The organism is Luteibacter sp. SG786 (genome assembly GCF_011759605.1).
In the GTDB taxonomy this organism is placed as follows: Bacteria; Pseudomonadota; Gammaproteobacteria; order Xanthomonadales; family Rhodanobacteraceae; genus Luteibacter.
The window spans coordinates 2,212,264-2,238,592 of the sequence record NZ_JAAOYX010000001.1; the positions used below are offsets into that span (position 1 = coordinate 2,212,264).

The 26,329-nt window shown below is 66.3% G+C and carries 17 protein-coding genes; 14 read left to right on the forward strand and 3 right to left on the reverse strand.

From position 1 onward, the window contains the following. Position 1 precedes the first annotated feature (1 nt). From treS to treY, 6 genes are read left to right on the forward strand one after another with little or no spacing between them, the layout of a single operon-like run. Positions 2-3,319, forward strand: coding sequence for a maltose alpha-D-glucosyltransferase (gene treS, locus FHS47_RS10165; protein WP_167026491.1), 3,318 nt, complete (start codon positions 2-4; stop codon positions 3,317-3,319). Continuing rightward, a complete protein-coding gene (gene glgB, locus FHS47_RS10170) occupies positions 3,319-5,502 on the forward strand; it encodes a 1,4-alpha-glucan branching protein GlgB (RefSeq protein WP_343203524.1) in 2,184 nt (727 codons plus the stop codon). Before treS ends, glgB begins: the two co-directional genes overlap by 1 nt. Positions 5,503-5,514: 12 nt before the next feature. After that, complete coding sequence (gene glgX, locus FHS47_RS10175; RefSeq protein WP_167026494.1) at positions 5,515-7,626, forward strand: glycogen debranching protein GlgX; 2,112 nt, start codon at positions 5,515-5,517, stop codon at positions 7,624-7,626. After that, positions 7,619-9,370, forward strand: coding sequence for a malto-oligosyltrehalose trehalohydrolase (gene treZ, locus FHS47_RS10180; protein WP_167026497.1), 1,752 nt, complete (start codon positions 7,619-7,621; stop codon positions 9,368-9,370). The genes glgX and treZ overlap by 8 nt, the downstream gene beginning before the upstream one ends. A gap of 4 nt (positions 9,371-9,374) precedes the next feature. Next, entirely contained in the window at positions 9,375-11,456 is a 2,082-nt protein-coding gene (gene malQ / locus FHS47_RS10185; protein ID WP_208381902.1) for a 4-alpha-glucanotransferase, read from the forward strand. Then, complete coding sequence (treY, locus tag FHS47_RS10190) at positions 11,453-14,065, forward strand: malto-oligosyltrehalose synthase (RefSeq protein ID WP_167026503.1); 2,613 nt, start codon at positions 11,453-11,455, stop codon at positions 14,063-14,065. The genes malQ and treY overlap by 4 nt, the downstream gene beginning before the upstream one ends. Positions 14,066-14,091: 26 nt before the next feature. On the opposite strand, the gene FHS47_RS10195 is transcribed toward treY, so the two are convergent. Further along, positions 14,092-14,352 (reverse strand): acyl-CoA-binding protein, encoded by a 261-nt coding sequence (locus FHS47_RS10195; protein ID WP_167026506.1) that lies wholly within the window; start codon positions 14,350-14,352, stop codon positions 14,092-14,094. A 124-nt stretch (positions 14,353-14,476) separates the two neighbouring features. On the opposite strand from FHS47_RS10195, the gene cmk reads away from it, so the two are divergent. The 8 genes from cmk to galU all read left to right on the forward strand — a co-directional run bounded on the left by cmk (position 14,477) and on the right by galU (position 22,735). Continuing rightward, complete coding sequence (gene cmk, locus FHS47_RS10200; RefSeq protein WP_167026509.1) at positions 14,477-15,157, forward strand: (d)CMP kinase; 681 nt, start codon at positions 14,477-14,479, stop codon at positions 15,155-15,157. 168 nt (positions 15,158-15,325) lie between these two features. Further along, positions 15,326-16,999 carry a 30S ribosomal protein S1 gene (gene rpsA / locus FHS47_RS10205; protein WP_167026512.1) on the forward strand — a complete coding sequence of 558 codons (1,674 nt, stop codon included), beginning with the start codon at positions 15,326-15,328 and terminating at the stop codon, positions 16,997-16,999. A gap of 83 nt (positions 17,000-17,082) precedes the next feature. Further along, the gene (locus FHS47_RS10210; RefSeq protein WP_167026515.1) at positions 17,083-17,385 is read left to right on the forward strand and encodes an integration host factor subunit beta; all 303 of its coding nucleotides are present in this window, start codon (positions 17,083-17,085) and stop codon (positions 17,383-17,385) included. Between the two features lie 126 nt (positions 17,386-17,511). Next, positions 17,512-17,763, forward strand: a complete 252-nt coding sequence (locus FHS47_RS10215) for a lipopolysaccharide assembly protein LapA domain-containing protein (RefSeq protein ID WP_167026518.1) — start codon at positions 17,512-17,514, stop codon at positions 17,761-17,763. Further along, positions 17,760-18,932: a lipopolysaccharide assembly protein LapB gene (gene lapB / locus FHS47_RS10220; RefSeq protein ID WP_167026521.1), complete on the forward strand. Its 1,173-nt coding sequence runs from the start codon at positions 17,760-17,762 to the stop codon at positions 18,930-18,932. The genes FHS47_RS10215 and lapB overlap by 4 nt, the downstream gene beginning before the upstream one ends. After that, the gene (locus FHS47_RS10225; RefSeq protein ID WP_167026525.1) at positions 18,929-19,966 is read left to right on the forward strand and encodes a glycosyltransferase family 4 protein; all 1,038 of its coding nucleotides are present in this window, start codon (positions 18,929-18,931) and stop codon (positions 19,964-19,966) included. The genes lapB and FHS47_RS10225 overlap by 4 nt, the downstream gene beginning before the upstream one ends. After that, positions 19,953-21,851 (forward strand): nucleoside-diphosphate sugar epimerase/dehydratase, encoded by a 1,899-nt coding sequence (locus tag FHS47_RS10230; RefSeq protein ID WP_167026528.1) that lies wholly within the window; start codon positions 19,953-19,955, stop codon positions 21,849-21,851. The genes FHS47_RS10225 and FHS47_RS10230 overlap by 14 nt, the downstream gene beginning before the upstream one ends. Continuing rightward, positions 21,848-22,735, forward strand: coding sequence for a UTP--glucose-1-phosphate uridylyltransferase GalU (gene galU / locus FHS47_RS10235; RefSeq protein ID WP_167026531.1), 888 nt, complete (start codon positions 21,848-21,850; stop codon positions 22,733-22,735). Before FHS47_RS10230 ends, galU begins: the two co-directional genes overlap by 4 nt. A 182-nt stretch (positions 22,736-22,917) precedes the next feature. Here galU and FHS47_RS10240 read toward each other — a convergent pair whose 3' ends face one another. Next, positions 22,918-24,462 carry an amidase family protein gene (locus FHS47_RS10240; RefSeq protein WP_167026534.1) on the reverse strand — a complete coding sequence of 515 codons (1,545 nt, stop codon included), beginning with the start codon at positions 24,460-24,462 and terminating at the stop codon, positions 22,918-22,920. A gap of 210 nt (positions 24,463-24,672) precedes the next feature. Further along, on the reverse strand, positions 24,673-26,256 hold the full coding sequence (locus FHS47_RS10245) for an amidase (protein ID WP_167026537.1): 1,584 nt from the start codon (positions 26,254-26,256) through the stop codon (positions 24,673-24,675). Positions 26,257-26,329 lie beyond the last annotated feature (73 nt).

Genomic DNA, 26,329 nt, shown 5'->3' on the forward strand with positions numbered 1-26,329 from the left:
CATGGCAACCCGAAGCAAGGGAAAGAAGAAAGCGGTCGCCCCCGACTTCTCGAGCGATCCGCTCTGGTACAAGGACGCGATCATCTATCAGGTGCATCTGAAGTCGTACTTCGATTCGAACGACGATGGCGTGGGCGATTTTCAAGGACTGATCGACAAGCTCGATTACATCGCCGAACTCGGCGTGAACACGCTGTGGCTGCTGCCGTTCTATCCCAGCCCGCGCCGGGACGACGGCTACGACATCGCCGAGTACAAGGCGGTGCACCCCGATTACGGCAAGCTGGCGGACGCCCGGCGCTTCATCGCCGAGGCGCACGCTCGTGGCTTGCGTGTCATCACCGAGCTGGTGATCAACCACACCTCGGATCAGCACCCGTGGTTCCAGCGTGCGCGGCACGCCAAGAAAGGTTCCGCGGCCCGCAACTTCTATGTCTGGTCCGACACCGATCAGGCATACGACGGCACGCGCATCATCTTCCTCGACACGGAGAAGTCGAACTGGACGTGGGACCCGGTGGCCGGCCAGTACTTCTGGCATCGCTTCTTCTCGCACCAGCCCGATCTCAACTTCGACAATCCGGCGGTGCTGAAGGCGGTGCTGGACGTGATGCGCTTCTGGCTCGACATGGGGGTGGACGGCCTGCGCCTGGACGCGGTGCCGTACCTCATCGAGCGCGAGGGCACGAACAACGAGAACCTGCCGGAGACGCACGCGATCCTGAAGCTCATGCGCGCGGAGATCGACCAGCACTATCCGGACCGCATGCTCCTGGCCGAGGCCAACCAGTGGCCGGAAGACACGCAGGACTACTTCGGCAACGGCGACGAATGCCACATGGCCTTCCACTTCCCGCTGATGCCGCGCATGTACATGGCCATCGCGCGCGAGGACCGTTTCCCCATCACGGACATCATGCGGCAGACGCCGGCGATTCCGGACAACTGCCAGTGGGCGATCTTCCTGCGCAACCATGACGAGCTGACCCTCGAAATGGTCACCGACAACGAGCGCGACTACCTGTGGCAGACCTATGCCGCCGACCGACGCGCACGCATCAATCTCGGCATCCGGCGTCGCCTTGCGCCGCTGCTCGAGCGCGACCGCCGCCGCATCGAACTCATGAACGCCTTGTTGCTGTCGATGCCAGGCACGCCGGTGCTGTACTACGGCGACGAGATCGGCATGGGCGACAACATCCACCTGGGCGATCGCGACGGCGTGCGCACGCCAATGCAGTGGTCGGTGGACCGCAACGGCGGATTCTCCCGCGCCGATCCGGCCAGCCTCGTGCTGCCGCCGATCATGGATCCGCTCTACGGTTTCCAGGCGATCAACGTCGAGGCCCAGGCGCGCGATCCGCACTCGCTGCTCAACTGGACGCGCCGCATGCTCGCCGTGCGCAAGCGCTACAAGGCCTTCGGGCGCGGCACGTTGAAGTTCCTCTATCCGGGCAATCGCAAGGTGCTCGCTTACCTGCGCGAATACGAGGGCGAGCACGTGCTTTGCGTGGCGAACATGTCCCGTTCGTTGCAAGCGGTGGAGCTCGACCTCGGCGCATTCGACGGGCAGGTGCCCATCGAGATCATGGGTGGCTCCTCGTTCCCGCCCATTGGCCAGCTGCCGTACCTGTTGACGGTGCCGCCGTATGGTTTCTATGCGTTCCAGATCTGTCCGAACGCGCAGATGCCGTCCTGGCACGAGGTGCCCGCTGAGCCCATGCCGGACTACGAAACGCTGGTGCTCCGCGGTGCGCTGGTGGAGGGCCCGGTGATGGCGCACCACCGCGGCGTCATCGAGAAACAGGTGCTTCCCGGTTACCTCGCCGTGCGGCGGTGGTTCGCGGCGAAGGACCGCGGTATCGAATCGGTGCGCATCCTCTACGCGGTTCCCTGGCCGGATCGCGGCGACGACCTGATCCTCACCGAGGTGGAGGCGACGCTGGCCGACGGCGGAAAAGAGCGCTACAGCCTGCCCGTCGGCATCGTCTGGGAAGACGAGAACCCGAGCGCGCGCGCCCAGCAACTGGCTCTGGCCCGGGTTCGCCGAGGCCGACGCATCGGGCTCCTGACCGACGGCTTTGCCCTGGAGGCATTCGCCAGCGGTCTGCTGATCGGCCTTCGTCAGAACGCGGAACTGCCGATGCACGGCGGTGCGGTGCGTTTCGAAACCACCGCCGCCTTCACCGGCATCACGTTCGATCCAGATATCGAGAACCGCTGGCTCACCACGGAACAATCGAACAGTTCCTTGATTCTGCACGATGCGGGCGTGCTGAAGCTGTTCCGCCGCACATCGGCCGGCGTGAACCCGGAAGTCGAAATGGGCCGTTTCCTCACCGAGAACGGGTATGCGAACACCGCCCCGTTGCTCGGCGAAGTGGTGCGCGTGGGCGAGCACGGCGAGCGGACCACGCTGGCCGTGCTGCAGGGCTTCCTGCGCAACCAGGGCGACGCCTGGGGTTGGACCCTCGATTTCCTGCGCCGCAGTTACGACGAGTACAGCCACTCCGACGACGAGGAAAGGAAGACAGAGATCGAAGGCGGCTACGACGCGTTCGCCGCCGCCGTCGGCAGGCGGCTGGGCGAGTTGCACGCCTTGCTTGCCAGGCCGAGCGACTTGCCGGCCTTCTCCCCCGCGCCGGCGGACGGCGGTACGGCCGAGGCGTGGCGCGAGGCGGTTCGGGAGCAGGTGGGCAAGGCCCTCATGTGCCTGGATTCGACGGCCGACGTACCGGAAGCGCTTGCTGCCGAAGCGGAAAGTCTGCGCGGCCTGGCAGGCAAGCTGGACGAACGCATCGCCCGGTTGGCGGAGGCGGGACGTGGGGCGCTGACCACACGCACCCACGGCGACTTCCACCTGGGCCAGGTGCTCGTGGTGCAGGACGACGCGTACATCATCGACTTCGAAGGCGAACCGGCACGGTCGCTGGAGGAGCGGCGCAGCAAGACCTCGCCCCTGCGCGACGTGGCGGGTTTCCTGCGCTCGCTCGACTACGCGGCGGCCATGGCGCGCCGCGGCGAAGATGGCCTCGCTCCGATCGAAGACGAAGGCTTCGGCAACTTCCTTACCCGATTCCGGGCGCGTTCGTCGCGGGTGTTCCTCGACACTTACCGCTCCGTTCTCGCCGAGGCGCCGGTGCCCTGGATCGCCCCCGATGCGCTGGACGACGTATTGGAACTCTTCGTCATCGAAAAGGCGGCGTATGAGATCGGCTACGAGGCAGCCAATCGCCCCGGCTGGCTCGACGTGCCCGTGCACGGCCTGCTGCGGATCGCACGCGGCGAGCCGGCGGTGGAAGGGGAGGAGGCTTCGTGATCGATCCACGTACCTACGGGCTGCAAGACGACGCCGCGGTGGAAGCGCTGGTGGAAGGTCGCCACGGCGACCCGTTCGCGCTGCTGGGGCCGCATCGCGTCGAAGGCCGCCGCGTCGTACGCACCTTGCAGCCAGGCGCCAGGGGCGTCGAACTCATCGACGCGCAGGGACGCGTGATCGGCGAACTGCAATGCATCCACACCGGCGGGCTCTTCGCCGGTTTTCTCGACGGCGACGACGCGTACCGGCTGCGCGTGCACTGGCCCATGGCCACGCACGATACGCATGACCCGTACGCGTTCGGCACGTTGCTGGGCGAGGACGATCTGCGTCAACTCTCCGAAGGCACGCATATCGAACTGTTCCGTTGCCTTGGCGCGCATCCCGTCACGGTCGACGGGGTGCATGGCGTGCGCTTTGCCGTGTGGGCACCCAACGCCAAGCGGGTGAGCGTCGTCGGCGACTTCGACAGCTGGGACGGACGCCGTCACCCCATGCGCAAACGTGTGCCCGCCGGCGTGTGGGAACTGTTCGTTCCGGGTCTCCTGCCAGGGGCACGGTACAAATACGAGATATGGGGCGCCGACGGCTCGCTCACGCAGCGCGCCGATCCCGTCGCCCTGGCCGCGGAACTGCCGCCGGCGACGGCGTCCATCGTTGCGGATCCTTCCGCCTTCCACTGGACGGACGACGACTGGCTGCGGCGCCGTGGCGCGCTCCATCATGCCGGCTCGCCGATCTCCATCTACGAGCTGCACGCCGGTTCCTGGCTGCGCGGGAAGGACGGACGCGAACTGCATTGGGACGAGCTGGGCGAGCGCCTCATTCCCTATGTCGCGGGCATGGGTTTCAGCCACATCGAGCTGCTGCCGATCTCGGAACACCCGTTCGGAGGCTCGTGGGGTTACCAGCCCCTGGGCCAGTTCGCGCCGACGTCGCGATTCGGCACGCCGGATGCATTCGCCCGCTTCGTCGATCGCTGCCACGAGGCAGGCATCGGCGTGATCGTGGACTGGGTACCTGCGCATTTCCCCACCGACATCCACGGCCTCGCGCACTTCGACGGCACGCCGTTGTACGAGCACGCCGACCCGCGCGAGGGTTTTCATCAGGACTGGAATACGCTGATCTTCAACCTCGGTCGCAACGAGGTATCGGCTTACCTGATCGCCAGTGCACTGGCGTGGCTGGAGCGGTTCCACGTGGACGGCCTGCGCGTGGACGCGGTAGCGTCCATGCTGTATCGCGACTACTCGCGCAAGCACGGCGAATGGGTGCCGAACAAATACGGCGGGCGCGAAAACCTCGAGTCCATCGCGTTCCTCCGTCGCGTGAACCAGCTGGTGGCCGAGCGCCATCCGGACTGCATGACCATCGCCGAGGAATCCACCGCCTGGCCGGGCGTGACCCAGCCGGTGGAGCAGGGCGGACTGGGCTTCACCTTCAAGTGGAACATGGGCTGGATGCATGATTCGCTCGAGTACATGTCGCGCGATCCCATCCATCGCCGTTGGCACCACGGCGAGATGACCTTCAGCATGGTCTACGCGTACTCGGAGAAATTCGTGCTGCCGCTGTCGCACGACGAGGTGGTGCACGGCAAGCGCTCCCTGCTAGGGCGCATGCCCGGCGACGAATGGCAGCGTTTCGCGAACCTTCGGGCGTACTACGGTTTCATGTGGGGGCACCCCGGTAAGAAGCTGCTGTTCACGGGTGGCGAGATCGCCCAGCCGCACGAATGGAACCACGACGCGCAGATCGCCTGGGACCTGCTCGACCATCCGCTGCACCTGGGCGTGCAGAAGCTGGTGAGGGACCTCAACCGGGTGTATGCGGAAGCGCCCGCGCTCCATGCGTGGGATGCCGATCCGCGTGGCTTCCGCTGGGTTATCGGCGACGACGCCGAGCAAAGCGTGTTCGCCTGGCTTCGCTTCGCCGAGGGCCATCGGCCCGTGCTGGTCGTGAGCAACATGACGCCTGCCGTGCGCCATGGCTTCCGCGTGGGCGTGCCCGAGGGTGGCCGTTGGCGGGAGGCGATCAACTCCGATGCTTTCGAATACGGCGGTTCCGGCATCGGCAACGAGGGCGAGCGGCATGCGCAAGGCGTCCCCGCTCATGGTTTCGAGCACTCGCTGGTCCTCAGCCTGCCACCGCTCGCCACCGTCATCTTCGTCGCCGACTGACCAGGAGTACGCATGCCCGCCTTACCCGAACGCATGCAGCCGGGCTCGCCTCATCCGCTAGGCGCGACCTGCGACGGCATGGGCACCAACTTCGCCGTGTTCTCCGCCCATGCGGAGCGCATGGAGCTCTGCCTGTTCGATCCGTCCGGCAAGCGGGAGATCGCGCGCTACGACCTTCCCGAATGCACCGACGAGGTCTGGCACGGATACCTGCCGCGGGTGCGCGGCGGGGCGCTGTACGGATTCCGTGCGCACGGGCCGTACGCACCGGAGGAAGGGCACCGGTTCAATCCGAACAAGCTGCTGCTCGATCCCTACGCACGCCTCCTGCACGGCCAGGTTCGCTGGTCCGATGCCCTGCATGGTTATCGCGTTTCGTCGCCCCGCGCCGACCTTTCGTTCGACCGCCGCGACAGCGCGGCGGCCATGCCGAAGGCGGTGGTGGTGGACGAGCCCATGCACTGGACGCACGGTAACCGGCCGCACACGCCGTGGAGCGAGACGGTCATTTACGAGACGCACGTGAAGGGATTCACGCGCACTCTGAAGCGCATCCGCCAGCACGAACGCGGCACCTTCATCGCCCTGGCGGACCCGTACGTCATCGATCATCTCGTGAAGCTCGGCGTGACCGCGGTCGAGTTGCTGCCCGTGCACGCCTTCGTACAGGACCGCCGGCTTACCGAGATGAAGCTGCGCAATTACTGGGGCTACAACACGCTGGCGTTCTTCGCGCCGGAGCCGGCCTACCTCGCCGAGGGCGCGTTGAACGAGATCCGTGCCGCCGTGCAGGCCCTGCACGCCGCAGGCATCGAGGTGATCCTCGACGTGGTGTACAACCACACATGCGAAGGCAGCGAGCTCGGCACCACCATGTCGTTCCGCGGCCTGGACAACAAGAGCTACTACCGGCTGATGCCGGACAACCCCCGGTACTGCATCAACGATACCGGCACGGGCAACACGGTGAACACGGCGCATCCACGCGTGCTGCAACTGGTCATGGATTCGTTGCGCTACTGGGTGCAGACCTTCCACGTGGACGGTTTTCGCTTCGACCTCGGTGTGAGCCTGGGCCGCGAGGAGCACGGGTTCGATCCGAATTGCGGCCTGTTCGACGCGATGCGCCAGGACCCCGTGCTCGCCAATGTGAAGCTGATTTCGGAACCGTGGGACATCGGGCCCGGGGGTTATCAGTTGGGCAACCATCCCCCCGGCTTCGGCGAGTGGAACGGCAAGTTCCGTGACGACGTACGGAAGTTCTGGAAGGGTGAGGCGGGCATGCGCGGGACGCTTGCCGGCCGCCTCCAGGCATCCGGCGAACTGTTCGACCACCATCGCCGCAGGCCGTGGGCCTCGGTGAACTTCGTCACAGCGCATGACGGGTTCACGCTCGAAGACCTCGTCAGCTACAACGACAAGCACAACGAGGCCAACGGCGAAGACAACCGCGACGGCGGCAACGACAACGAAAGCTACAACCACGGTGCCGAGGGTCCCACGGAAGACGAAAGCATCCGCACAGCGCGCGACCGGGCGAAGCGCGCGATGCTGGCCACGCTCTTCTTTTCGCACGGCACACCGATGCTGTTGGGTGGCGATGAGTTCGGGCGCACCCAGCAGGGCAACAACAACGCCTACTGCCAGGACAACGAGATTTCCTGGTACGACTGGAAGTTGGCCACGTCGGACCGCGGCAGGGAACTCACCGACTTCGTGGCGCACCTGGCGCAGCTTCGGGAGCAGCATCCGACGCTGCGCGCCGCGCACTTCCTCCGTGGCGACACCGAGGTGGTGCCCGGGATGCGCGAGGTGATGTGGTTCGACGAGAGCGGTGCGGAGATGACGCAGGAAACCTGGGACTTCACGGAGGGCCGCCTCCTGACGCTGCGGCGTGCCCAGGTCCAGGGCGAGAAGCGCGCCGACGTGACGCTCCTGATGATCAACGGCACCGCGGAAACGCATGTGTTCCATCTGCCGCAGCCGGGGGCCAACTGGCGCCTTCGCTGCAACAGTGCGGCGCCCGCCGCCCCGGAAGTGGCATGGAGCGAACCGACGATCGAAGTGGAAGGCCGCAGCGTGGTACTCCTTGCGGCAACGGTGAGGACCGAACCGCATGAGTGACGGGTATATCCACGCGATGCCCTATGGGTTCAAGGTGCTGGGGGACGGGCGCACGCGTTTCCGCCTGTGGGCCCCCGACCGCGAAGCCGTGTCCATCGAATGCGACGACGGCCACGTGGCGCCCATGCGGGCGCTCGACGACGGGTGGTTCGAATGCGTATGCCCGGCCGAGGTAGGCACCGGTTACCGGTTCCGACTCGACGAGGACCTGGTGGTTCCCGACCCGGCCTCCCGTCGACAGGATGGTGGCGACGTGCACGGCTACAGTGTGGTCACCGATCCGCTGGGCTACACATGGCGCCATCGGGACTGGAAGGGACGTCCGTGGCACGAGGCCGTGATCTACGAACTGCACGCGGGCGCGCTGGGTGGCTTTCACGGCGTGGAGATGGTTCTACCGCACCTGGCCTCGCTGGGCATCACGGCGGTCGAACTCATGCCGATCGCGGAATTCCCCGGCGAACGCAACTGGGGCTATGACGGAGTGCTCCCGTATGCGCCTGCCGCCGCCTACGGCTCGCCCGACGACCTCAAGTCGCTGGTGGACACCGCGCACGGGCTGGGCATGATGGTTTTCCTCGACGTGGTCTACAACCACTTCGGGCCGGACGGAAATTACCTGGGCGCCTACGCGTCGCCTTTCTTCGACGAGGCGGCGCATACGCCATGGGGCGCCGCCATCGGTGTCGCCACGCCGCAGGTGGGCGACTACTTCGTGCACAACGCCCTGTACTGGCTGGACGAGTTCCGCTTCGACGGCCTGCGCTTCGATGCCGTGCACGCGATCGGCAATCCTGGCTGGCTGGCGGCCCTGGCGGGGCGGGTTCGTGCCACCGTCGGGCCCGAGCGGCAGGTGCACCTCGTGCTCGAAAACGAGGCCAACCAGGCGCATCTGCTGGGGAGCATGCGTTTCGATGCGCAATGGAACGACGACTTCCACAACGCGCTGCACGTTCTGCTCACTGGAGAAGACGAAGGCTACTACGCGCATTACAGGCCCCCGATGGAGAAGCTCTTGCGCAGCCTCACCGAGGGCTTCGCGTTCCAGGGCGACGTCATGTGCGGGCGCCGCCGCGGGGAGCCGAGCGCCCACCTTCCACCGGCACGTTTCGTCAATTTCCTGCAGAACCACGATCAGGTGGGGAACCGGGCATTCGGCGACCGCTTGAGCACGCTGGTGCCGCCGGAGACGATGGAAGCCGCGCTGGCCCTGCTGTTGCTCGCGCCGTTCGTGCCCATGCTGTTCATGGGCGAGGAATGGGCAAGCCGCACGCCGTTCCTCTTCTTCACCGATTTTCCCGACGAAGGCCTGCGCAAGGCCGTGCGTGACGGCAGGCGCAAGGAGTTCGAGGCCTTCGCGGGTTTCGCCGGGGAGACGATTCCCGATCCCAACGAGTACGACACGTTCACCGCCTCCATTCCGGATCGCGACATTGCCCTGGGCGAGAAGCGCCGCGGGTTGGTGCGCGAGCTGATCGCGCTGCGGCGCAAGCATGTGGTGCCATACATCGAGGACGCACGAAGCCTCGGTGCGCGTGCGTTGGGCGCGAAGGCATTCGTCGCTTCGTGGGCACTGGGCGGCGCGTCGCTCACGCTGTTCGTGAATGTCGGCGACGACGATGTCGTCGTCGACCGACCGCCGTCGCCATCGGCGGCATGGCTTCACGGCGACGCCGCCGATGTCGCTTCCGTTTCGCGCGGCCTGCTTCCGGCACGCCGTACCCTTGCCTGCCTGGAGTCCTGACGCTGTGAACGCACCCCTCGACGATCGCCTCGCACTGCTGGCCGAACGTGCCGGCATCGATGTGCACTGGCGTGACGCGCTCGATCGGCCGCAGACGACGCCGGCGGACACCTTGCGCGCAGTGCTTCGCGCGCTGGGCCTGCCGGCCGATCACGCTGACGAGGTCGAGGACAGCCTGCGGAGGCTGGACGAAGAGGCGCGCGGGGCGCGGCTCCCCCGCATGGTTACCGCCGACGTGGGTAGTCGACTCGAGGTGGCGCCGGGCATCGGCGCGCGGCCCTGGAAAATCGTTGCCGACGACGATACCCCGGTGAGCGAAGGCACTCTGGCCGCGGGCGACGGCGGCATCGACGCGCCTTCGATTCCCGGCTACTACACGCTGCGGCTGGGCGACGAAGAAACCACGCTGGCGGTGGCGCCACGCCGCGGCTTCGGCGTAGGCGACGTCAAGGCCGCCTCCCGCCGCCCCTGGGGCATGGCCGTGCAGGTGTCGGGCCTGCGGCGGCCCGGCGACGGTGGCATCGGCGATTTCACGGCCCTGGAAATCTGCGCGAAGGCGGCGGCCGAGAAGGGCGCCGATGCGCTCGCGATCAGTCCGCTGCATGCGTTGTTCGCCGCCGCGCCCGAGCGCTACAGCCCCTATGCGCCCTCGAGCCGCCTGTTCCTCAACGGCCTGTATATCGATCCTTCGCGGACCAGCGGCGAGCAGACCGTGCGGGCCGTGATCGATTCGCACAACCTGCGCCAGGAACTGGCCGAGCTGGAATGGCTAGAGCTCATCGACTGGCCCCGCGCCGCGCGTGCGCGCATGACCATCCTGCGCTCGATCTTCGAAGGCGCCTCCGCCGACCTTGCGCACTCGGAGCGGTTCATGGCTTTTCGCCGCGAGCAGGGCGAGCCGCTGGAACGGCACGCCCGTTTCGAGGCGCTGCATGCCGACTTCACCGCACACGGTCGTCCCGGTGGCTGGCAGGGTTGGCCGGGCGAGTTCCACGATCCGGAAGGCAAGGCCGTGAAAGCCTTCGCGCACGAGCACTCGCGTGAGGTGGCCTTCCATGCGTGGCTGCAGTGGCTCGCCAGGCAGGGCCTGGAAGGGGCGCAGAAGGCGGCGCGCGATGCCGGCATGGCGATCGGCCTGATCGCCGACCTTGCCGTCGGTGGCGACTCGGGCGGCAGCCATGCCTGGGCGCACCAGGCCGACATGCTGACCGGACTATCGGTAGGCGCGCCTCCGGATGCGTTGAATCGTCTGGGGCAAGACTGGGGCCTCACCACGTTCTCGCCGCGCGGCCTTCTGGAAAGCGGTTTCCGCGGCTTCATCGGCATGCTGCGCGCGGCGCTTGCGCACGCCGGCGGCGTGCGCATCGACCACGTGCTTGGCTTGAAACGCCTGTGGATGGTGCCGCACGGGGCGGGTGCGACCGAGGGGGCCTATGTGCGTTACCCGCTGGCCGATCTGCTGCGTCTCATCGCGTTGGAATCGCACCTGCATCGCGCCATCGTCATCGGCGAAGATCTCGGCACCGTGCCGTCCGACTTTCGCGACACGATCGCCGACAAGGGCGTGCTCGGCATTCGCGTGCTGTGGTTCGAACGCGCGGCGGACGGCGGCTTCATCGCGCCGGATGCGTGGTCGGACAAGGCGATGGCGACAACGAGCACGCATGACGTGCCGACCGTGGCAGGCTGGTGGAGCGGACGCGACGTCGAATGGCGCAAGCGCACCGGATTGGACGACCCGGCGGTGGACGAGGCCGCGCAGCGGGAACGCGAGCGCGTGCAGCTGTGGCATGCGCTTTTCGCTTCGGGTTCCGCCTGGAACGAAGATTCCCCGCCCGCGTCCGACGACATCTCGCCGGTGGTGTGGGCCGCGGCCCACCATGTATCGCTGACCCCGGCGCCACTGGCGATCTTCCCCGTCGAGGATGTGCTCGGTCTTCACGAGCAGCCCAATCTTCCCGGACCGACCGACGCCGTGCATCCGAACTGGCGCCGGCGCATGCCGGATACGTCGTCGCGGCTGTTCGACGGGCCGATCGCCCATGCCGTCTGCGCCACGATCGACCAGACACGGAATCGCTCATGAGTCCGCCGCGCGCACTTGCACGCCTGCAGTTCCATGCGGGTTTCACACTCGACGACGCGGTGGGCGTGGTGGATTACTACGCGAACCTCGGCGTGAGTCATCTTTATGCGTCGCCCATCCTTCGCGCACGCAGGGGGTCCACGCACGGGTACGACGTGGTGGACTGCCATGAGGTCAATCCGGAACTGGGTGGCGAAGACGCACTGCGCCGGCTGGTGGCGGCACTCCGCGCGCACGGAATGGGCCTGGTGCTGGACATCGTGCCGAACCACATGGGCGTCGGCGTGGAAAACGCCTGGTGGATGGACGTGTTGCGCCATGGGCGCGAAAGCCGCTATGCCGGCTACTTCGACATCGACTGGCAGGCATCCGATCCACTGCTGCGGGGCCGGCTGCTGCTTCCCATCCTTGGCGCTGGTTACGACACCACGCTGCGCGAAGGGCACATCCGCCTTGCGCTGCGTCGCGACCAATGGATGCTGCGGGTCTACGACGATCACCTGCCTTTGTCGCCAGCATCGACGAAAACGTTGGCGAGCGACACCGAAGCCGCGCACGATCCCGCCACCGACGAGGGCAGGGCGGCGCTGCATGCACTGATCGAGCGCCAGCACTACCGTCTGGCGTTCTGGAAGCTGGCCAGCGACATGGTCAACTACCGGCGCTTCTTCGACATCAACGAACTCGCCGGATTGCGGATCGAACGCACCGCCGTGTTCGAGGATACGCACAAGACCATCTTTCGCCTTTACGCGGAAGGCCTGATCGACGGCGTGCGCTGCGATCACGTGGACGGCCTGGCCGATCCGCGGCGCTATTGCCGCCAGTTGCGGCATCGGCTTGAACGCCTGCGTCCGCAGCGCCCGCCGGAAGCACCGCGCGATGGCGCGTATCTCGTCGTGGAGAAGATCCTCGCGAACGACGAGTCGCTGCGGCTCGACTGGCGCACCGACGGCACCACGGGCTACGAATTCATGGACCAGGTGTCGGCCGTGCTGCACGACGAAGCGGGCGAGGCGCCGCTTACCGAACTGTGGCGAAAACTCACGGGGGACAGCGCGGACTTTGCCACGCAGGCGGTGCGCGCCCGGCGGCAGATCCTCGTGGACAGTTTCGAGGCGGAACTGGACCGGACCGCGCGTGCGCTGTTCGCGGCCGCGCGTGCCGACGTGGCCACGCGCGACGTTTCCCTCGCCGCCATCCGCCGTGTGCTGGTGGAATTGCTGGTGCATTTTCCCGTCTACCGCACCTATGCCGGTGGCGCGGGGCGCGATGCGTTCGACGAATCCGTGTTTGCACGAGCGGTGGAGGGCGCGTTGCGCACGATTCGCCTGCAAGACGTGGAACTCCTGCACCTTGTCGCACGGTGGCTTGGCGGTGAAGCGCCGCGCAGCCTGCCGCCAGGCCCCGTTCGGCGGGCCCGCGAGCGCGCGATCGCCGTCTTCCAGCAGGCTACCTCTCCGGTGGCGGCAAAGGCCGTGGAGGACACGGCCGGATATCGCTACGGGCGCCTGCTTTCGCGCAACGAGGTGGGTGTGGACGCCGCGCACCTGGCGCTCACCGTCGAGGAATTCCATCGCCGCTGCGCGGAGCGTGCCGACGTCCTGCCGCATAACCTCCTGGCCACCGCCACGCACGACCACAAGCGCGGGGAAGACTTGAGGGCGCGCCTCGCGGTGCTGTCGGAAGTGGCGGGCCGTTGGGTGGTGACCGTGGAACGCTGGCGCATGCGCCATGCCGATTTCCGGAAGCGCACCGAGGACGGCCGGATGGCGCCATCCGCCGCAGACGAACTCATGCTCTACCAGATGCTCGTGGGCGCATGGCCGCTGGGGCTGACGCCGGGCGACGACGAAGGGATGGAGCGGTTCGCGACGCGAATCGCGGCGTGGCAGCGCAAGGCGCTGCGCGAGGCCAAGCGCTGGACCCGCTGGACGTCGCCGAACGAGCCTTACGAAGACGCGTGCGAGGACTTCCTCCGCAGCCTGCTGTCCAGCGATTGCGCCGAGGAACTTGCTGCCTTCGCCAGCTACATCGCGGCGCCCGGCGCCGCGAACGGGCTGGCCCAGACGGTGCTGCGCCTCACCACCCCCGGCGTTCCCGATCTCTACCAGGGAACGGACTACTGGGATTTCAGCCTGGTCGACCCGGACAACCGGCGCCCTGTCGATTTCTCCGCCCGCGCGGCGTCGCTGGCGCGGGACGGGAGTCCGGCGGAGGCGCTGGCGACCTGGCGCGACGGCGCGATCAAGCAGGCGGTCATCGCGCGGCTGCTTCGGTTGCGCCGGGACCACCCGGACCTGTTCGCCCGCGGCACGTACCGGCCGCTGGCGGCCACCGGCCCGGCGGCTGACCACGTCCTGGCGTTTGTCCGGGAGCACCGCGGCCAGAAGCTCGTCGTGGCCGTGGCGCGGCACACGGCCGACTGGCTGGGGGGAGCCGATACCCCAGCCATCCCGGCGTCCCGCTGGGCCGGCACGGTACTCGCCTTGCCGGAGGGGAACTGGCGCGACGTCCTCGGCACCGGCGGCTCGCAGAGAGGCGACATCGGCATGGCGGACCTGATGGGCGAGCTCCCCGTAGCCGCCTGGGTCACCGGCAAGGTATAGGCGTGGGAGCCGCTTCAGCGGCGATCTCAGTCTCGGAGCGACCGCACCAGCGCGATGTAATCGTGCATGGCCGCCTCCGGCGACGTTCCCTTCAGGGCCGCCCAGGCCTCGTATTTGGCGGTGCCCACGAAATCGAAGAAGCCCGGCCTGGCTCCGTGGACGTCGCCTTCGGAGCCCTGCTTGTAGAGGGCATAGATGCGCAGAAGGGTGTCATTGTCCGGTCGGCGCCCCAGCCGCTTCAGGTCCACGTAAGCCTGCTCGAACTGGCTCCGGAGGTCGTCTGGCATGGGGCGCTTCAACCGTGGCGCGTGGAAGTTCGGGGGCTTGTAGCACGGCGTCCCGGGGCTGTCCATCGGCCGGCGGGGGCCCTCGACGCGATATCATGCGGGTTTCGCGAACGAGGTTGATCCCATGGCCCATCCGGCAGCCGTCCCCGTCCTGACCATCGACGGCCCCTCCGGCTCCGGCAAGGGAACCATCAGCCGCCTGGTGGCGGAGCGCCTGGGCTGGCGCCTGCTCGACTCCGGGGCCCTGTACCGTGCCGTGGGTTACGCGGCGGGCGAGGAGGGCATCGACCTGTCCGACGCCGAGGCGGTGACCCGCTGCGCCCGTACGGTGAAGATCCGCTTCCAGCCCAGCGCGGACGGCGGGGAAACCCGGGTGCTGGTCAACGGGCACGACGCCACGGACGAACTGCGCACGGAAACGGCCGGCGCGGCCGCCTCGGCCATCGCCGTGATTCCGTCGGTCCGGGAGGCCCTGGTGGACCTCCAGCACGCGTTCCGCAAGGCGCCGGGGCTGGTCGCCGACGGGCGCGACATGGGGACCGTGATATTCCCGGATGCCGCCCATAAGTTCTTCCTTACGGCCAGCGCCGCCGAGCGTGCGAAAAGGCGCTATAAGCAGTTGAAGGATAAGGGTCTAAGCGTTACACTTGCGACCCTTCAGCGAGAGATCGAGGCGCGCGACGAGCGGGACGCGTCGCGGCCGGTCGCCCCGTTGAAGCCCGCCGAAGGCGCCGTGGTCATCGATACCACCGGCATGCCCATCGACGAGGTGGTGGCGAAAGTTTTCGCCGTGGTGCGTCCGTAAGGCGCGTCGCGGCATCGGTGTCCGCGCGGTGTGCGCGGGCTCTTGGCAACGGTGCAGGGGATCCCATCCGGGTAACTCCGCGCACCCTCTACCGGCGGGTCCCCCGTTCGTCTGCGATCACGAAGGTACGCAGGCCCGGGTACGACCTTTCATAACCCTGGAATCAACATGACTGAAAGTTTTGCCGAACTGTTTGAACAGAGCCAGCAGGCCATTTCCAAGCTGAAGCCCGGCTCCATCGTCACCGGTATCGTTGTGGAAATCCGCAACGACGTGGTGGTGATCAACGCCGGCCTGAAGAGCGAAGGCATCGTCCCCATCGAGCAGTTCAAGGACGAGTCCGGCGCGCTGGAAGTGGAAGTGGGCGACGAGGTCAAGGTCGCGCTCGACGCGCTCGAAGACGGCTTCGGCGAGACCAAGCTCTCCCGTGAGAAGGCCAAGCGTTCGATGGTGTGGGACGACCTCGAGCAGGCGTTCGACAAGGAAGAGACCATCACCGGCAAGATCTCCGGCAAGGTCAAGGGCGGCTTCACGGTCGACATCAAGGACGTCCGCGCGTTCCTGCCGGGCTCCCTGGTCGACGTGCGTCCGGTCCGCGATCCGGTCTACCTCGAGGGCAAGGACCTCGAGTTCAAGATCATCAAGCTCGACCGCAAGCGCAACAACGTCGTCGTCAGCCGCCGCGCGGTCGTCGAGACGGAGTTCTCGGAAGAGCGCGAGAAGCTGCTCGAACGCCTGACCGAAGGCGCGGTCGTGAAGGGTGTGGTGAAAAACCTCACCGATTACGGCGCGTTCGTCGACCTCGGCGGCATCGACGGCCTGCTGCACATCACCGACATGGCGTGGAAGCGCGTGCGTCATCCGTCCGAAGTCGTCAACGTCGGCGACGAACTGGACGTCCGCGTGCTCAAGTACGACCGCGAGCGCAACCGCGTGTCGCTCGGCCTCAAGCAGCTCGGCGACGACCCGTGGGTCGCCATCGCCCGCCGCTACCCGGTCGGCAGCCGTCTGTTCGGCAAGGTCTCCAACGTCACCGATTACGGCTGCTTCGTCGAGATCGAGCCGGGCGTCGAAGGCCTGGTGCACGTCTCCGAAATGGACTGGACCAACAAGAACGTCAACCCGGCCAAGGTCGTGCAGGTCGGCGACGAGACCGAGGTCATGGTTCTCGACGTGGACGAAGAGCGTCGTCGTATCTCCCTCGGTATCAAGCAGACCCGCTCGAACCCGTGGGAAGCCTTCGCCGCCATGCACAAGAAGGGCGACAAGGTGTCGGGCCAGATCAAGTCGATCACCGACTTCGGCATCTTCATCGGCCTGGAAGGCGGCATCGACGGTCTCGTCCACCTGTCCGACATCTCGTGGCAGGCCTCGGGTGAAGACCTCGTCCGCAACTTCAAGAAGGGCGACGAAGTCGAGGCCGTGGTTCTTGCCGTCGATCCGGAACGCGAGCGCATCTCCCTCGGCATCAAGCAGATGGAGCAGGATCCGTTCGGCCAGTTCATGGCCACGAATCCGCGCGGCACGGTCCTGACCGGCACGGTTCGCGAAGTCGACGCCAAGGGTGCGACCATCGACCTCGGCGAAGGCGTCGAAGGCTACATCCGTGCCAACGACATCGCCAAGGAACGCGTCGACGACGCCACCCAGTACCTCAAGGTGGGTGATTCCGTCGAGGCGAAGTTCACCGGCATGGATCGCAAGGGCCGTCAGCTCCAGCTGTCGATCCGCGCGAAGGACGAGGAAGATCTGGCCGACACCATGGCCGACTACCAGTCCGCCGCCGGTGGTACCACCAAGCTCGGCGCGCTCCTCAAGGAGCAGATGAACAAGGCCGACTAACCGTCGGGCGAGGGGCGGCCAACCCGCCCCTCGCTGTGTTGGATAGATCCATAGCGTCAGCTTCGAGAACCACCAGGGGACCCATGACAAAGTCGGAATTGATCGAGGCGCTGGCGCGGCGCCAGACCCATCTTGCCTTCAGCGACGTGGAACTTGCCGTCAAGAGTGTGCTGGAACAGATGAGCCAAGCCCTGTCGACGGGCGAGCGAATCGAGATCCGCGGATTCGGCAGTTTCGCGCTGCACTTCCGTCCGCCGCGCATGGGCCGCAACCCCAAGACCGGCGAGGCAGTGGCCCTCCCGGGCAAGCACGTCCCACATTTCAAACCCGGTAAGGAATTACGCGAACGCGTAAACCTCATCGAAGGAACCGACGCCGCGCAGTAGCGCGGCGTTTTTTTTGGCAACCCCCGCGGTTTTTTTCGGCACCTACGCCCTGAACGTGCCGGCGAAGCTGTATGAAATGCGAACCGCGAACCACCACGTCATTCAGGATTCGGGTACAGTCGCCGGATGCGTCTGATTGCCATCATTTTCCTACTGCTGTTCATTGCCGCCGGCGTCGTTTTCGGCGCACTGAACGCCGACCTCGCGTCGTTCGATCTCGGCTTCGCGCAGCTGTCCCTCCCCAAGGGCGGGGCCATGCTCTCGGCGGTACTGCTGGGTTGGATCCTGGGCGGCATCACCGCCTGGCTTGGAACCTCACTGGGCCATCGCCGGCGCCGCCGGCGCGAGCGCAAGGTGGAGAGCACGACCACCGCATGAACCCGATCTGGTTGCTGGCGCTCGTTCCTCCCCTCGCTTTCGCCTGTGGCTGGTGGCTCGCCCGACGAAGCCATGTGAAGCGCTCGGGGGAGCGTGTCAACGAGTTGTCTTCCGATTACTTCCGGGGCCTCAACTACCTCCTCAACGAGGAGCAGGACAAGGCGCTGGAGGTGTTCCTTCGCCTGGCCGAATACAACCGCGACACCGTCGAGACCCATCTCGCCCTGGGCAACCTCTTCCGCAAGCGCGGGGAAGTGGACCGGGCCATCCGTCTGCACCAGCACCTGGTTTCGCGTCAGGGCCTTTCCGACGAGATGAAAACGGTGGCCTTGCTGGAACTCGGTGAGGACTACATGCGCGCTGGCCTGCTGGACCGCGCGGAAACCCTGTTCTCCGACCTCGTAGCCATGGACGCCCTGGCGCCTTCGGCGCTGCGGCACCTCATCGCCATCTATCAGCACGAACGCGAGTGGCACAAGGCGATCGACCACGCGCGCCGGCTGGAAGCGATGACCGGCGAAGACGAATCGGCCATGATCGCCCAGTTCTATTGCGAGCTTGCCGAGCAGTCGCGCCAGCACGGTGCGCGCACCGAGGCACGCGACTATGTTCGTGACGCGTTCGCCTGCCAGGAGAACTGCGTGCGCGCGCACATGATCGCCGGCCGGCTCTCGTCGGAAGACGGCGAACTGGAGCAGGCGATCGCGTCGTACGAAGCCGCCATCGCCGCGGATATCGCCTTCGTCCCCGAGATCCTCCCCCCACTGCTCAACTGCTATGCGCGCTCGGGCCAGATGGACCGCGCGGAAGCGTTCCTGCGGGAAATCATGGAGCGATACCACGGCATCTCGCCGGTGCTCGCGCTCACCCGGCTATATGAGGGCAGGGACGGCGAGCGTACGGCCATCGACTTCCTCACCGGGCAGTTGCGCAAGCGTCCCTCCGTGCGTGGCCTCATGGCGTTGATCGACGCCACGATGGACAAGGTGTCCGGCGAGGCTCGCGAGAACTACCTCATTCTCCGCGACCTCACCCGCAAGCTCCTCGAAGGCCAGGCCATGTATCGCTGCAGCCGTTGCGGCTTCGGCGCGAAGGCGCACCACTGGCAGTGCCCGAGCTGCAAGAGCTGGGGCACGGTACGCCCCATTCATGGCGTCGCGAACGAATGACGCCTCTCCATGCAAACGCCGCGTCGCTGCCGATCGGCTGTATCGTGGCGGCGTTCGTCGTTTCCTTCGCGAGCGTGCGCATGGCCATCGCCTATGCCCACCGGCGCGGCATGCTCGACACGCCCGGCCGCCGGCGTTCGCACACGATGCCCACGCCGCGCGGTGGCGGCATCGGCATCGTGCTCGGCGCCCTTGTCGGCATGCCGGCGTGCCTGTTGCTGCTACCCGAATCGCCGGGTGCGGCCACGGTGGGCGCCTTTACGGTCGCGACCATCGCCGTGGCGGCCATCGGTTGGCTGGACGACCACGGCTCGCTACCCATCCGGCCCCGCTTGCTCATTCAGTTGGCGGCAACGTTGGTGCTGTGCGTGGCCGTCGCTTCGGGTACCTCGAGCCTGTGGTGGGCCGTGCCGCTCCTGTTGGCCGGGGTCTGGTCCATCAACCTCCACAATTTCATGGACGGCATCGACGGTCTGGCCGCCCAACAGGCCCTGTTCTTTGGCGCAGCCGTCGGGGCGCTTGCCTGGGCTGCCGGGAACCCGGCGATCGCTTACGCAGGGCTTGCCATGGCCGCGGCCGCCCTCGGTTTCTGGTGGTTCAACCGCTCGCCCGCGCGGATATTCATGGGTGACGTAGGCAGCGGAACGCTGGGTCTGCTGGTTTTCGCGCTCTCGGCGATGTTGTGGGCATTTCGCACGAACTTGCTCTGGCCGGCGCTTGTTTTTTCCTCGGCTTTCGTCATCGACGCGACCTTGACGCTGCTCGTGCGAATGCTGCGCGGTGCGCGCTGGTACACTCCGCACCGCGAACACCTTTATCAGTGGCTCGTGAGACGGGGAGCGTCACATCGGAGGGTAGCCGCGGGCTACCTCGCCTGGAACGTTCTCGTCTGTGTTCCCGTCGCATGGATCGCGTTCCGCTCACCAGCGGTGGCGCCGGCCTGTTTCGCGGCGGTGTACGTGGTGGGGGCAGCGGTTTGGCGTACTGGCAAGCGTTACGGCTTGCGTCGAAGGGAGCGACATGTTTCTGCGTAAGTTCATCGGCATCATTCATCCGCGCACGGCGGTCGTCGCCCACGACCTGGCGATGTCTGCGCTCGCGTGGTGGATAGCCAAGGCGTTGCGCTACGCACTGATGCCGGACCTCGCGCCGGTCACCTACCTGCCGATGGAATTCCCCATCGTGCTGCTGGTCCAGGGTGCGGTCTTCAACTGGACCGGCCTGTACAAGGGGGTGTGGCGCTTCGCCAGCCTTCCGGACCTATGGAACATCATCCGCGCCACGGTGATCGGCGCGCTGATCATCGGCCTGGCCATGGTCATGTACGCGCGCCTCGACGGCGTGCCGCGCTCGGTGCTGCTGGTCTATCCGGTGGTGCTCGTGGTGCTGCTGGGCCTTCCGCGCCTCAGCTACCGCTTCTGGAAAGACAGCCGCATCGACCTGTTCCAGTCGGTGCCCACCAAGCGGGTGCTCATCGTCGGTGCCGATCGCGCCGGCGAGGCGCTGTCACGCGACCTGCGCCGCGACAGTCGTTACAGTGTCATAGGTTTCGTCGACGACAACCTGGCCCTGCGCGGTGCGCAGATCGGCGGCATCCCGGTGCTCGGCACCGTGGACCAGCTCGCCGAGCTGTCCAAGGCCGTGGCGGTGCAGATGCTGCTGATCGCCGTGCCGGGCGCGACCACCGCACAGATGCGCCGGATCGTGGCCTTCTGCGAAAGCACAGGCCTGCCGTTTCGCACCGTGCCCCGCCTGGAGGACGTCGTCGCGGGGCGCGCGCAGTTCAACGAGATCAAGGAAGTGGCCATCGAGGATCTGCTTGGCCGCGACGCGGTGGAGCTGGACTGGACGGCCATCCGCGAGAACATCAGCGGCCGCCGGGTGCTCGTCACCGGTGGCGGCGGCTCGATCGGTTCGGAACTCTGCCGTCAGGTGGCACGCCTCGGCGCCAGTTCGCTCACCGTGGTGGAGATTTCCGAGTACAACCTCTATCGCATCGGTCAGGAACTGACCTCCGCCTATCCCGAGCTCATCTTCAACGGCGTGCTTACCGACGCCCGCGATGCGATGGCGGTCAACCGGCTGTTCGAGGAAACCCAGCCGCAGATCGTCTTCCACGCCGCGGCATACAAGCATGTGCCCATGCTCCAGGGCCAGCTGCGCGAGGCCTTCCGCAACAACGTCATCGGGACCCGCGTCGTGGCCGACGCCGCGGTGCGTTGCGGTGCGGAGTCGTTCGTCCTCATCTCCACCGACAAGGCGGTGAACCCCACCTCGGTGATGGGGGCGTGCAAGCGCATGGCGGAAATCTGGTGCCAGAACCTCGCGGCGCATACTTCGACACGTTTCATTACGGTGCGATTCGGTAACGTGCTGGACTCCGCCGGTTCGGTGGTCCCGCTGTTCCGCCGGCAGATCCGGCAGGGTGGCCCGGTGACCATCACCCATCCGGAGATCTCGCGCTATTTCATGACCATTCCCGAGGCCTGCCAACTGATTCTCCAGGCGGCCAGCCTCGGCAAGGGCGGCGAGATCTTCGCGCTCGACATGGGCGATCCGGTGAAGATCCGCGACCTCGCCGAGCAGATGATCCGCCTGGCGGGCAAGCGGCCGGGCTCGGACATCCAGATCGTGTACACGGGGCTGCGCTCCGGCGAGAAGTTGTTCGAGGAACTGTTCCATCCGCTGGAGAACTACACGAGCACGACCCACGCGAAGATCTTCCAGGCACAGCATCGCCAGGTGTCCTGGGAACTTCTGCAGACGCAGCTGGCACGCGCCGAGGAGGCCGTGTCCGCCTTCGACGAAGAAACCCTGCGTCGGTGCGTGTCGCAACTGCTGCCGTCCTTCCGTTGGAGCGAGCCGCAGACCGACAACGTGCTGCCGCTACGCCGTAACGAAAGTGGAGACATTGCATGACCCAACCCCTGCGCAAGGTCGTATTTCCCGTAGCCGGCCTCGGTACGCGATTCCTTCCCGCGACGAAGGTGGTGGCGAAGGAAATGCTGCCGGTGCTGGACCGTCCGCTGATCCAGTATGCGGTGGACGAGGCCGTGGATGCGGGTGCCGACACGCTGGTGTTCGTCACCAATCGCTACAAGCACGCGATCGCCGACTATTTCGACAAGGCGTACGAGCTCGAAGAAAAGCTCGCCGAAAAGAACAAGGACGAACTGCTCGCCATCCTCCGCGGCATCCTTCCGCGCCACGTGCGGTGCGTGTTCGTCACGCAGCCCGAAGCCCTGGGCCTCGGCGACGCCGTGCTGCGCGCGGCACCGGTGGTGGGCAACGAGCGCTTCGGTGTCATGTTGCCCGACGACCTCATCTGGAACAAAGGCAAGGGCGCGTTGCGCCAGATGGCCGAGGTGGCGGACGCCAACCAGGCCGGCGTCATCGCCGTGGAGGAGGTGCCCGAGAAGGACACCGACAAATACGGCATCGTCGACGCGAAGGAACGGCTGAACGATCGCACCCATGTCATTACGCACATGGTCGAGAAACCCAAGCCCGCCGATGCTCCGTCGAACCTCGCGGTCGTCGGCCGCTATGTCCTTCCCAGCGAGATCTTCGACTACCTGAAGAACACGAAGGAAGGCGCCGGCGGCGAGATCCAGCTCACCGACGCCATCGAGAACCTGCTGAAGGACAAGGGCAGGGTGCTGGCCTATCGCTTCGAAGGCACGCGTTTCGACTGCGGCAACAAGGCCGGCCTGGTGCGCGCCACGATGGCCATGGCGCTGGAAGATCCGAAGCTCGCACCGATCGTGCGGGAGTTCGCGAACAAGAGCGCCGTTCCGGCCTGACCGGGTTCACCGTGCCTGGTAAGAGCCGGCGTAGCAGCCGGCTCTCTTGGGAGTAGCAGCCGGCTCTGTTGTGTGGGAGCCGGCTTCGCCGGCGATCCCGCGGCAGCGGGCAGGCTCGCCGCGTGCACCCATCGCCGCTGAAGCGGCTCCCACAAAAGATCGCTCCCTTTGCGATTTCCGGTTCAGCGAACCGGCAGCGTCGGCAGGTACTTCGGTCGGCGGAACGCCTTCGCTTCCGCTTCCACGGCCGATGCGATGGAGATGAGCGTCGGCTCGCTCCACTTTGTGCCGAAGATGAGCACGCCTTCAGGCAGTTCGCCCTCGAAATGCGTTGGAAGCGTCATCACCGGGTAACCCGCCAGGGCCGCGATTTCCACGACGGGCATCGGGCCGATGAGGGCATCGAGCTTATGGGCAGCAAGTGTTGCGTCGATGCCCTCCGGACCCGTGGTGCGCAGCGCATTCTCACGCCTCAGCCTGTGTTGCGGATCGTCCGGCGTGCCCATTTGGCTCGCCCACAAGAACATCTCCTGACCAAAGTACTGCATTTCGTGTTCGGCCTCGCGTTCATTGAATGCGATGAGGTCATCGAGGCTTCGCAATGAGGGCTCGTCGCGAGTGGCGAGGTAGGCTGCGATGTCTTGTTTGAACTCCGTCAGCAGCATCGGCAGATGATCGTTTCGCGCCGTGTCGGTGGGAGGGAGCGTCACGGCATCGACGATGACCGCGCCGCTGTTCTCCAGAATCCGCATGGCTTTCTCGGTGCCTGGATCGAGCGTGCCATCCTGATGGCGCACTAGGCCTATCCGCATGCCTTTCACCCTTCCAGCATCGACATACTGCGTGTAGTCGCTCGCGTGACTATCGGCGTCCGCAGTGACGGGGTCGGCGAGATCGGTGCCTGCGATCACGGTCAGTACTGCGGCGGCATCGGCCACGCTTCGCGCCATCGGTCCGACCGTGTCCTGCGTACGCGACACCGGCACGGTGCCAGCGCGGCTTACGAGCCCTACGGTGGGCTTGATGCCTACCAGCCCCATGGCCAGGGCGGGACTGACGATTGAACCTGCCGTTTCGAGCCCAATGGATGCGGTGGCGAGTCCTGCAGCCACCGCCGCACCCGAACCGGTACTCGAGCCAATCGGGTCGCGGTCGAGTACGTAAGGATGGAGCGTGAAGCCGCCTCGCGCCGACCAGCCGTTAATGGAGGGCCATCCGCGGAAGTTGGACCATTCGCTCAGGTTGGCTTTCCCAAGGATGATGGCGCCGGCGTTGCGCAGCTTTGTCACGATGGTCGCGTCCCGGTTCGCAGGACGTTCGAGTGCCAACGATCCGGCCGTCGTCCGCATGCGGTCGCCGGTATCTATGCTGTCCTTCAGCAGGATAGGGATGCCGGTGAGCGCCGTTGACCTTCCGCCCCGGTAAGCGGCTTCCGCCGCGGTGGCGGCAGCGATGGCGTCCGGATTGATCTCCAGCACCGAGTTGAGTGTCGGCCCCGAGCGATCGATGCTTTCGATCCGCTGCTGGAACAACCGGGTCATGTCCGTCGGCGTGAGTTCCCCCATTGCGTAGGCGCGTTGCAAATCTTCTATGGACAGGTAAGCGTCGTCCACCGTGGGCGTGCGGTAACCAGGGTTTGCAAATGACGAGGGCGGCGTCAGGGCGGCTGCTAGCGCCATCGCGGCGATAGCATGACTGGCGATACTGCCCTTCTTGCGGAACTTCATGATGACCTCTCCTTGGCTCCGGCTCATATGCCGGCGAAGGCAACAATGACGCAGGGCCAAGGAGGCGTGGGAGCAGGGAATGCTCCCACATTGCGTAATCGAAAGCCGGGTCACGCCTAGGATTCAGCCTACTTTCGGATTCGCTTTGCGCTCGCGTTACCTGCCGGCGGTGTCCGTATGATTCGGCGCGGCGAAATGCGGGGGAACGGTCTATTGAACCGGCAATGTGGGCAGGTATTTGGGCCGGCGGAACGCGTTCGCCTTCCGCTCCACCCCATAGGCGATCGCGATCAGCGTCGGCTCGCTCCATTTCGCGCCGAAGAACACGACGCCGACGGGCAGTTCGTGCGCGAATTCGACGGGCAGGGTGATCGACGGATAGCCCGCTATGGCAGCGGGTGCCGAGACGCCGCCGACGGTGGGGTCGCCGCTGACCACGTGGTCGCCCAATACCAGGTCGTTCACGAAGGCTGGCCCCCAGCTTGGCGCAAGCAGCGCGTCCAGCTTGTCCTTCTTCAGTGCGGCGTCGATGCCTTCCGGCCCCGCCAGGCGCTTGTTCTTATCGCGCATCGCGACGTACTTCGGGTCGTCGAGCCCGCCCTTCGCCTGCGCGGCGAGGAACAGTTCCTGGCCGAACCATGGCATTTCTTTCGCCGCCTCGCGCTCGTTGAAGGCGATGAGGTCGGCCAGTGTCTTCATCGGCTGGTCGGGGCGGGTGGCGAGATAGGCGGCGATGTCGTGCTTGAACTCGTAAAGCAGCACGTCGATCTCGTGCTCGCTCAGTTCCTTGAGGTGAGGTATCTCCACGTTGTCCACCACGGTCGCGCCCTGCGCCTTGAGCAGGGCGATGGTGTGTTCGAGCGCCCGGTCGGCATTCGGTTCGATGCCGGCCAGCTGTCGCACCACACCGATGCGCTTGCCGCGCAGTGCGTTGGGGTCGAGGAATTTCGTGTAATCGGTGGCGTGCTTTCCCGCTTCCGCCGTGGCGGGATCGCGGGCATCGGGTCCGGCGATGGCGCTGAGCACCGCGGCCGCGTCGGCCACGCTGCGGGCCATCGGGCCGGCGGTGTCCTGGCTATGAGAAATGGGCACGATGCCGCTGCGGCTCACGAGCCCCACGGTAGGCTTGATGCCGACGAGGCCGGTCATGGACGCCGGGCAGATGATCGAGCCGTCGGTTTCGCTGCCGATGGCCGCTGTAGCAAGACCCGCGGCCACCGCGGCGCCGGAGCCCGCGCTCGAACCGCACGCATTGCGATCGAGCACGTACGGATTGACGGTGAGCCCGCCGCGCGCCGTCCAGCCGCTGGTGGCGTGGTTGGAGCGCATGTTCGCCCACTCGCTGAGGTTGGTCTTGCCCAGGATGATGGCGCCCGCTTTCCGCAGGCGCGCCGCCACTTCGGAATCGTGCGGCGCGGGTTTTACCGTGAGGGCCAGCGAGCCTGCGCTGGTCATCATGCGGTCGCCCGTGTCGATGTTGTCTTTCAGCAGGATGGGAATACCGGCCAGGGGGCCTTTGCCCCTGGCGGTACGCGCGATCTGCAACGCGTCGGGGTTCGTCTCCAGCACGGCGTTCACGCGTGGGCCGGCCTTGTCGATGGTCGCGATCCGGTCGAGGAACAGGCGTGTAAGCCCTTCCGGCGTCAGCGCGCCCGACGCGTAGGCGGCCTGCACGGTGGCGATGGAGGCGAAAGCGTCGTCCTCTCCGGCCTCACGCGCTTGGGCCGTCGAAGCCAGGTGGAACGACAACCCCGTGGCGACAAGCACCAAGGGTCTGGTCCAGCGATGCTGCATCGTTTTCCCCTTCGATCGGACGAAGCGTCGCACCCATCTTAACCGGGTGCCCCCGGGCATATACTGGCTCAAA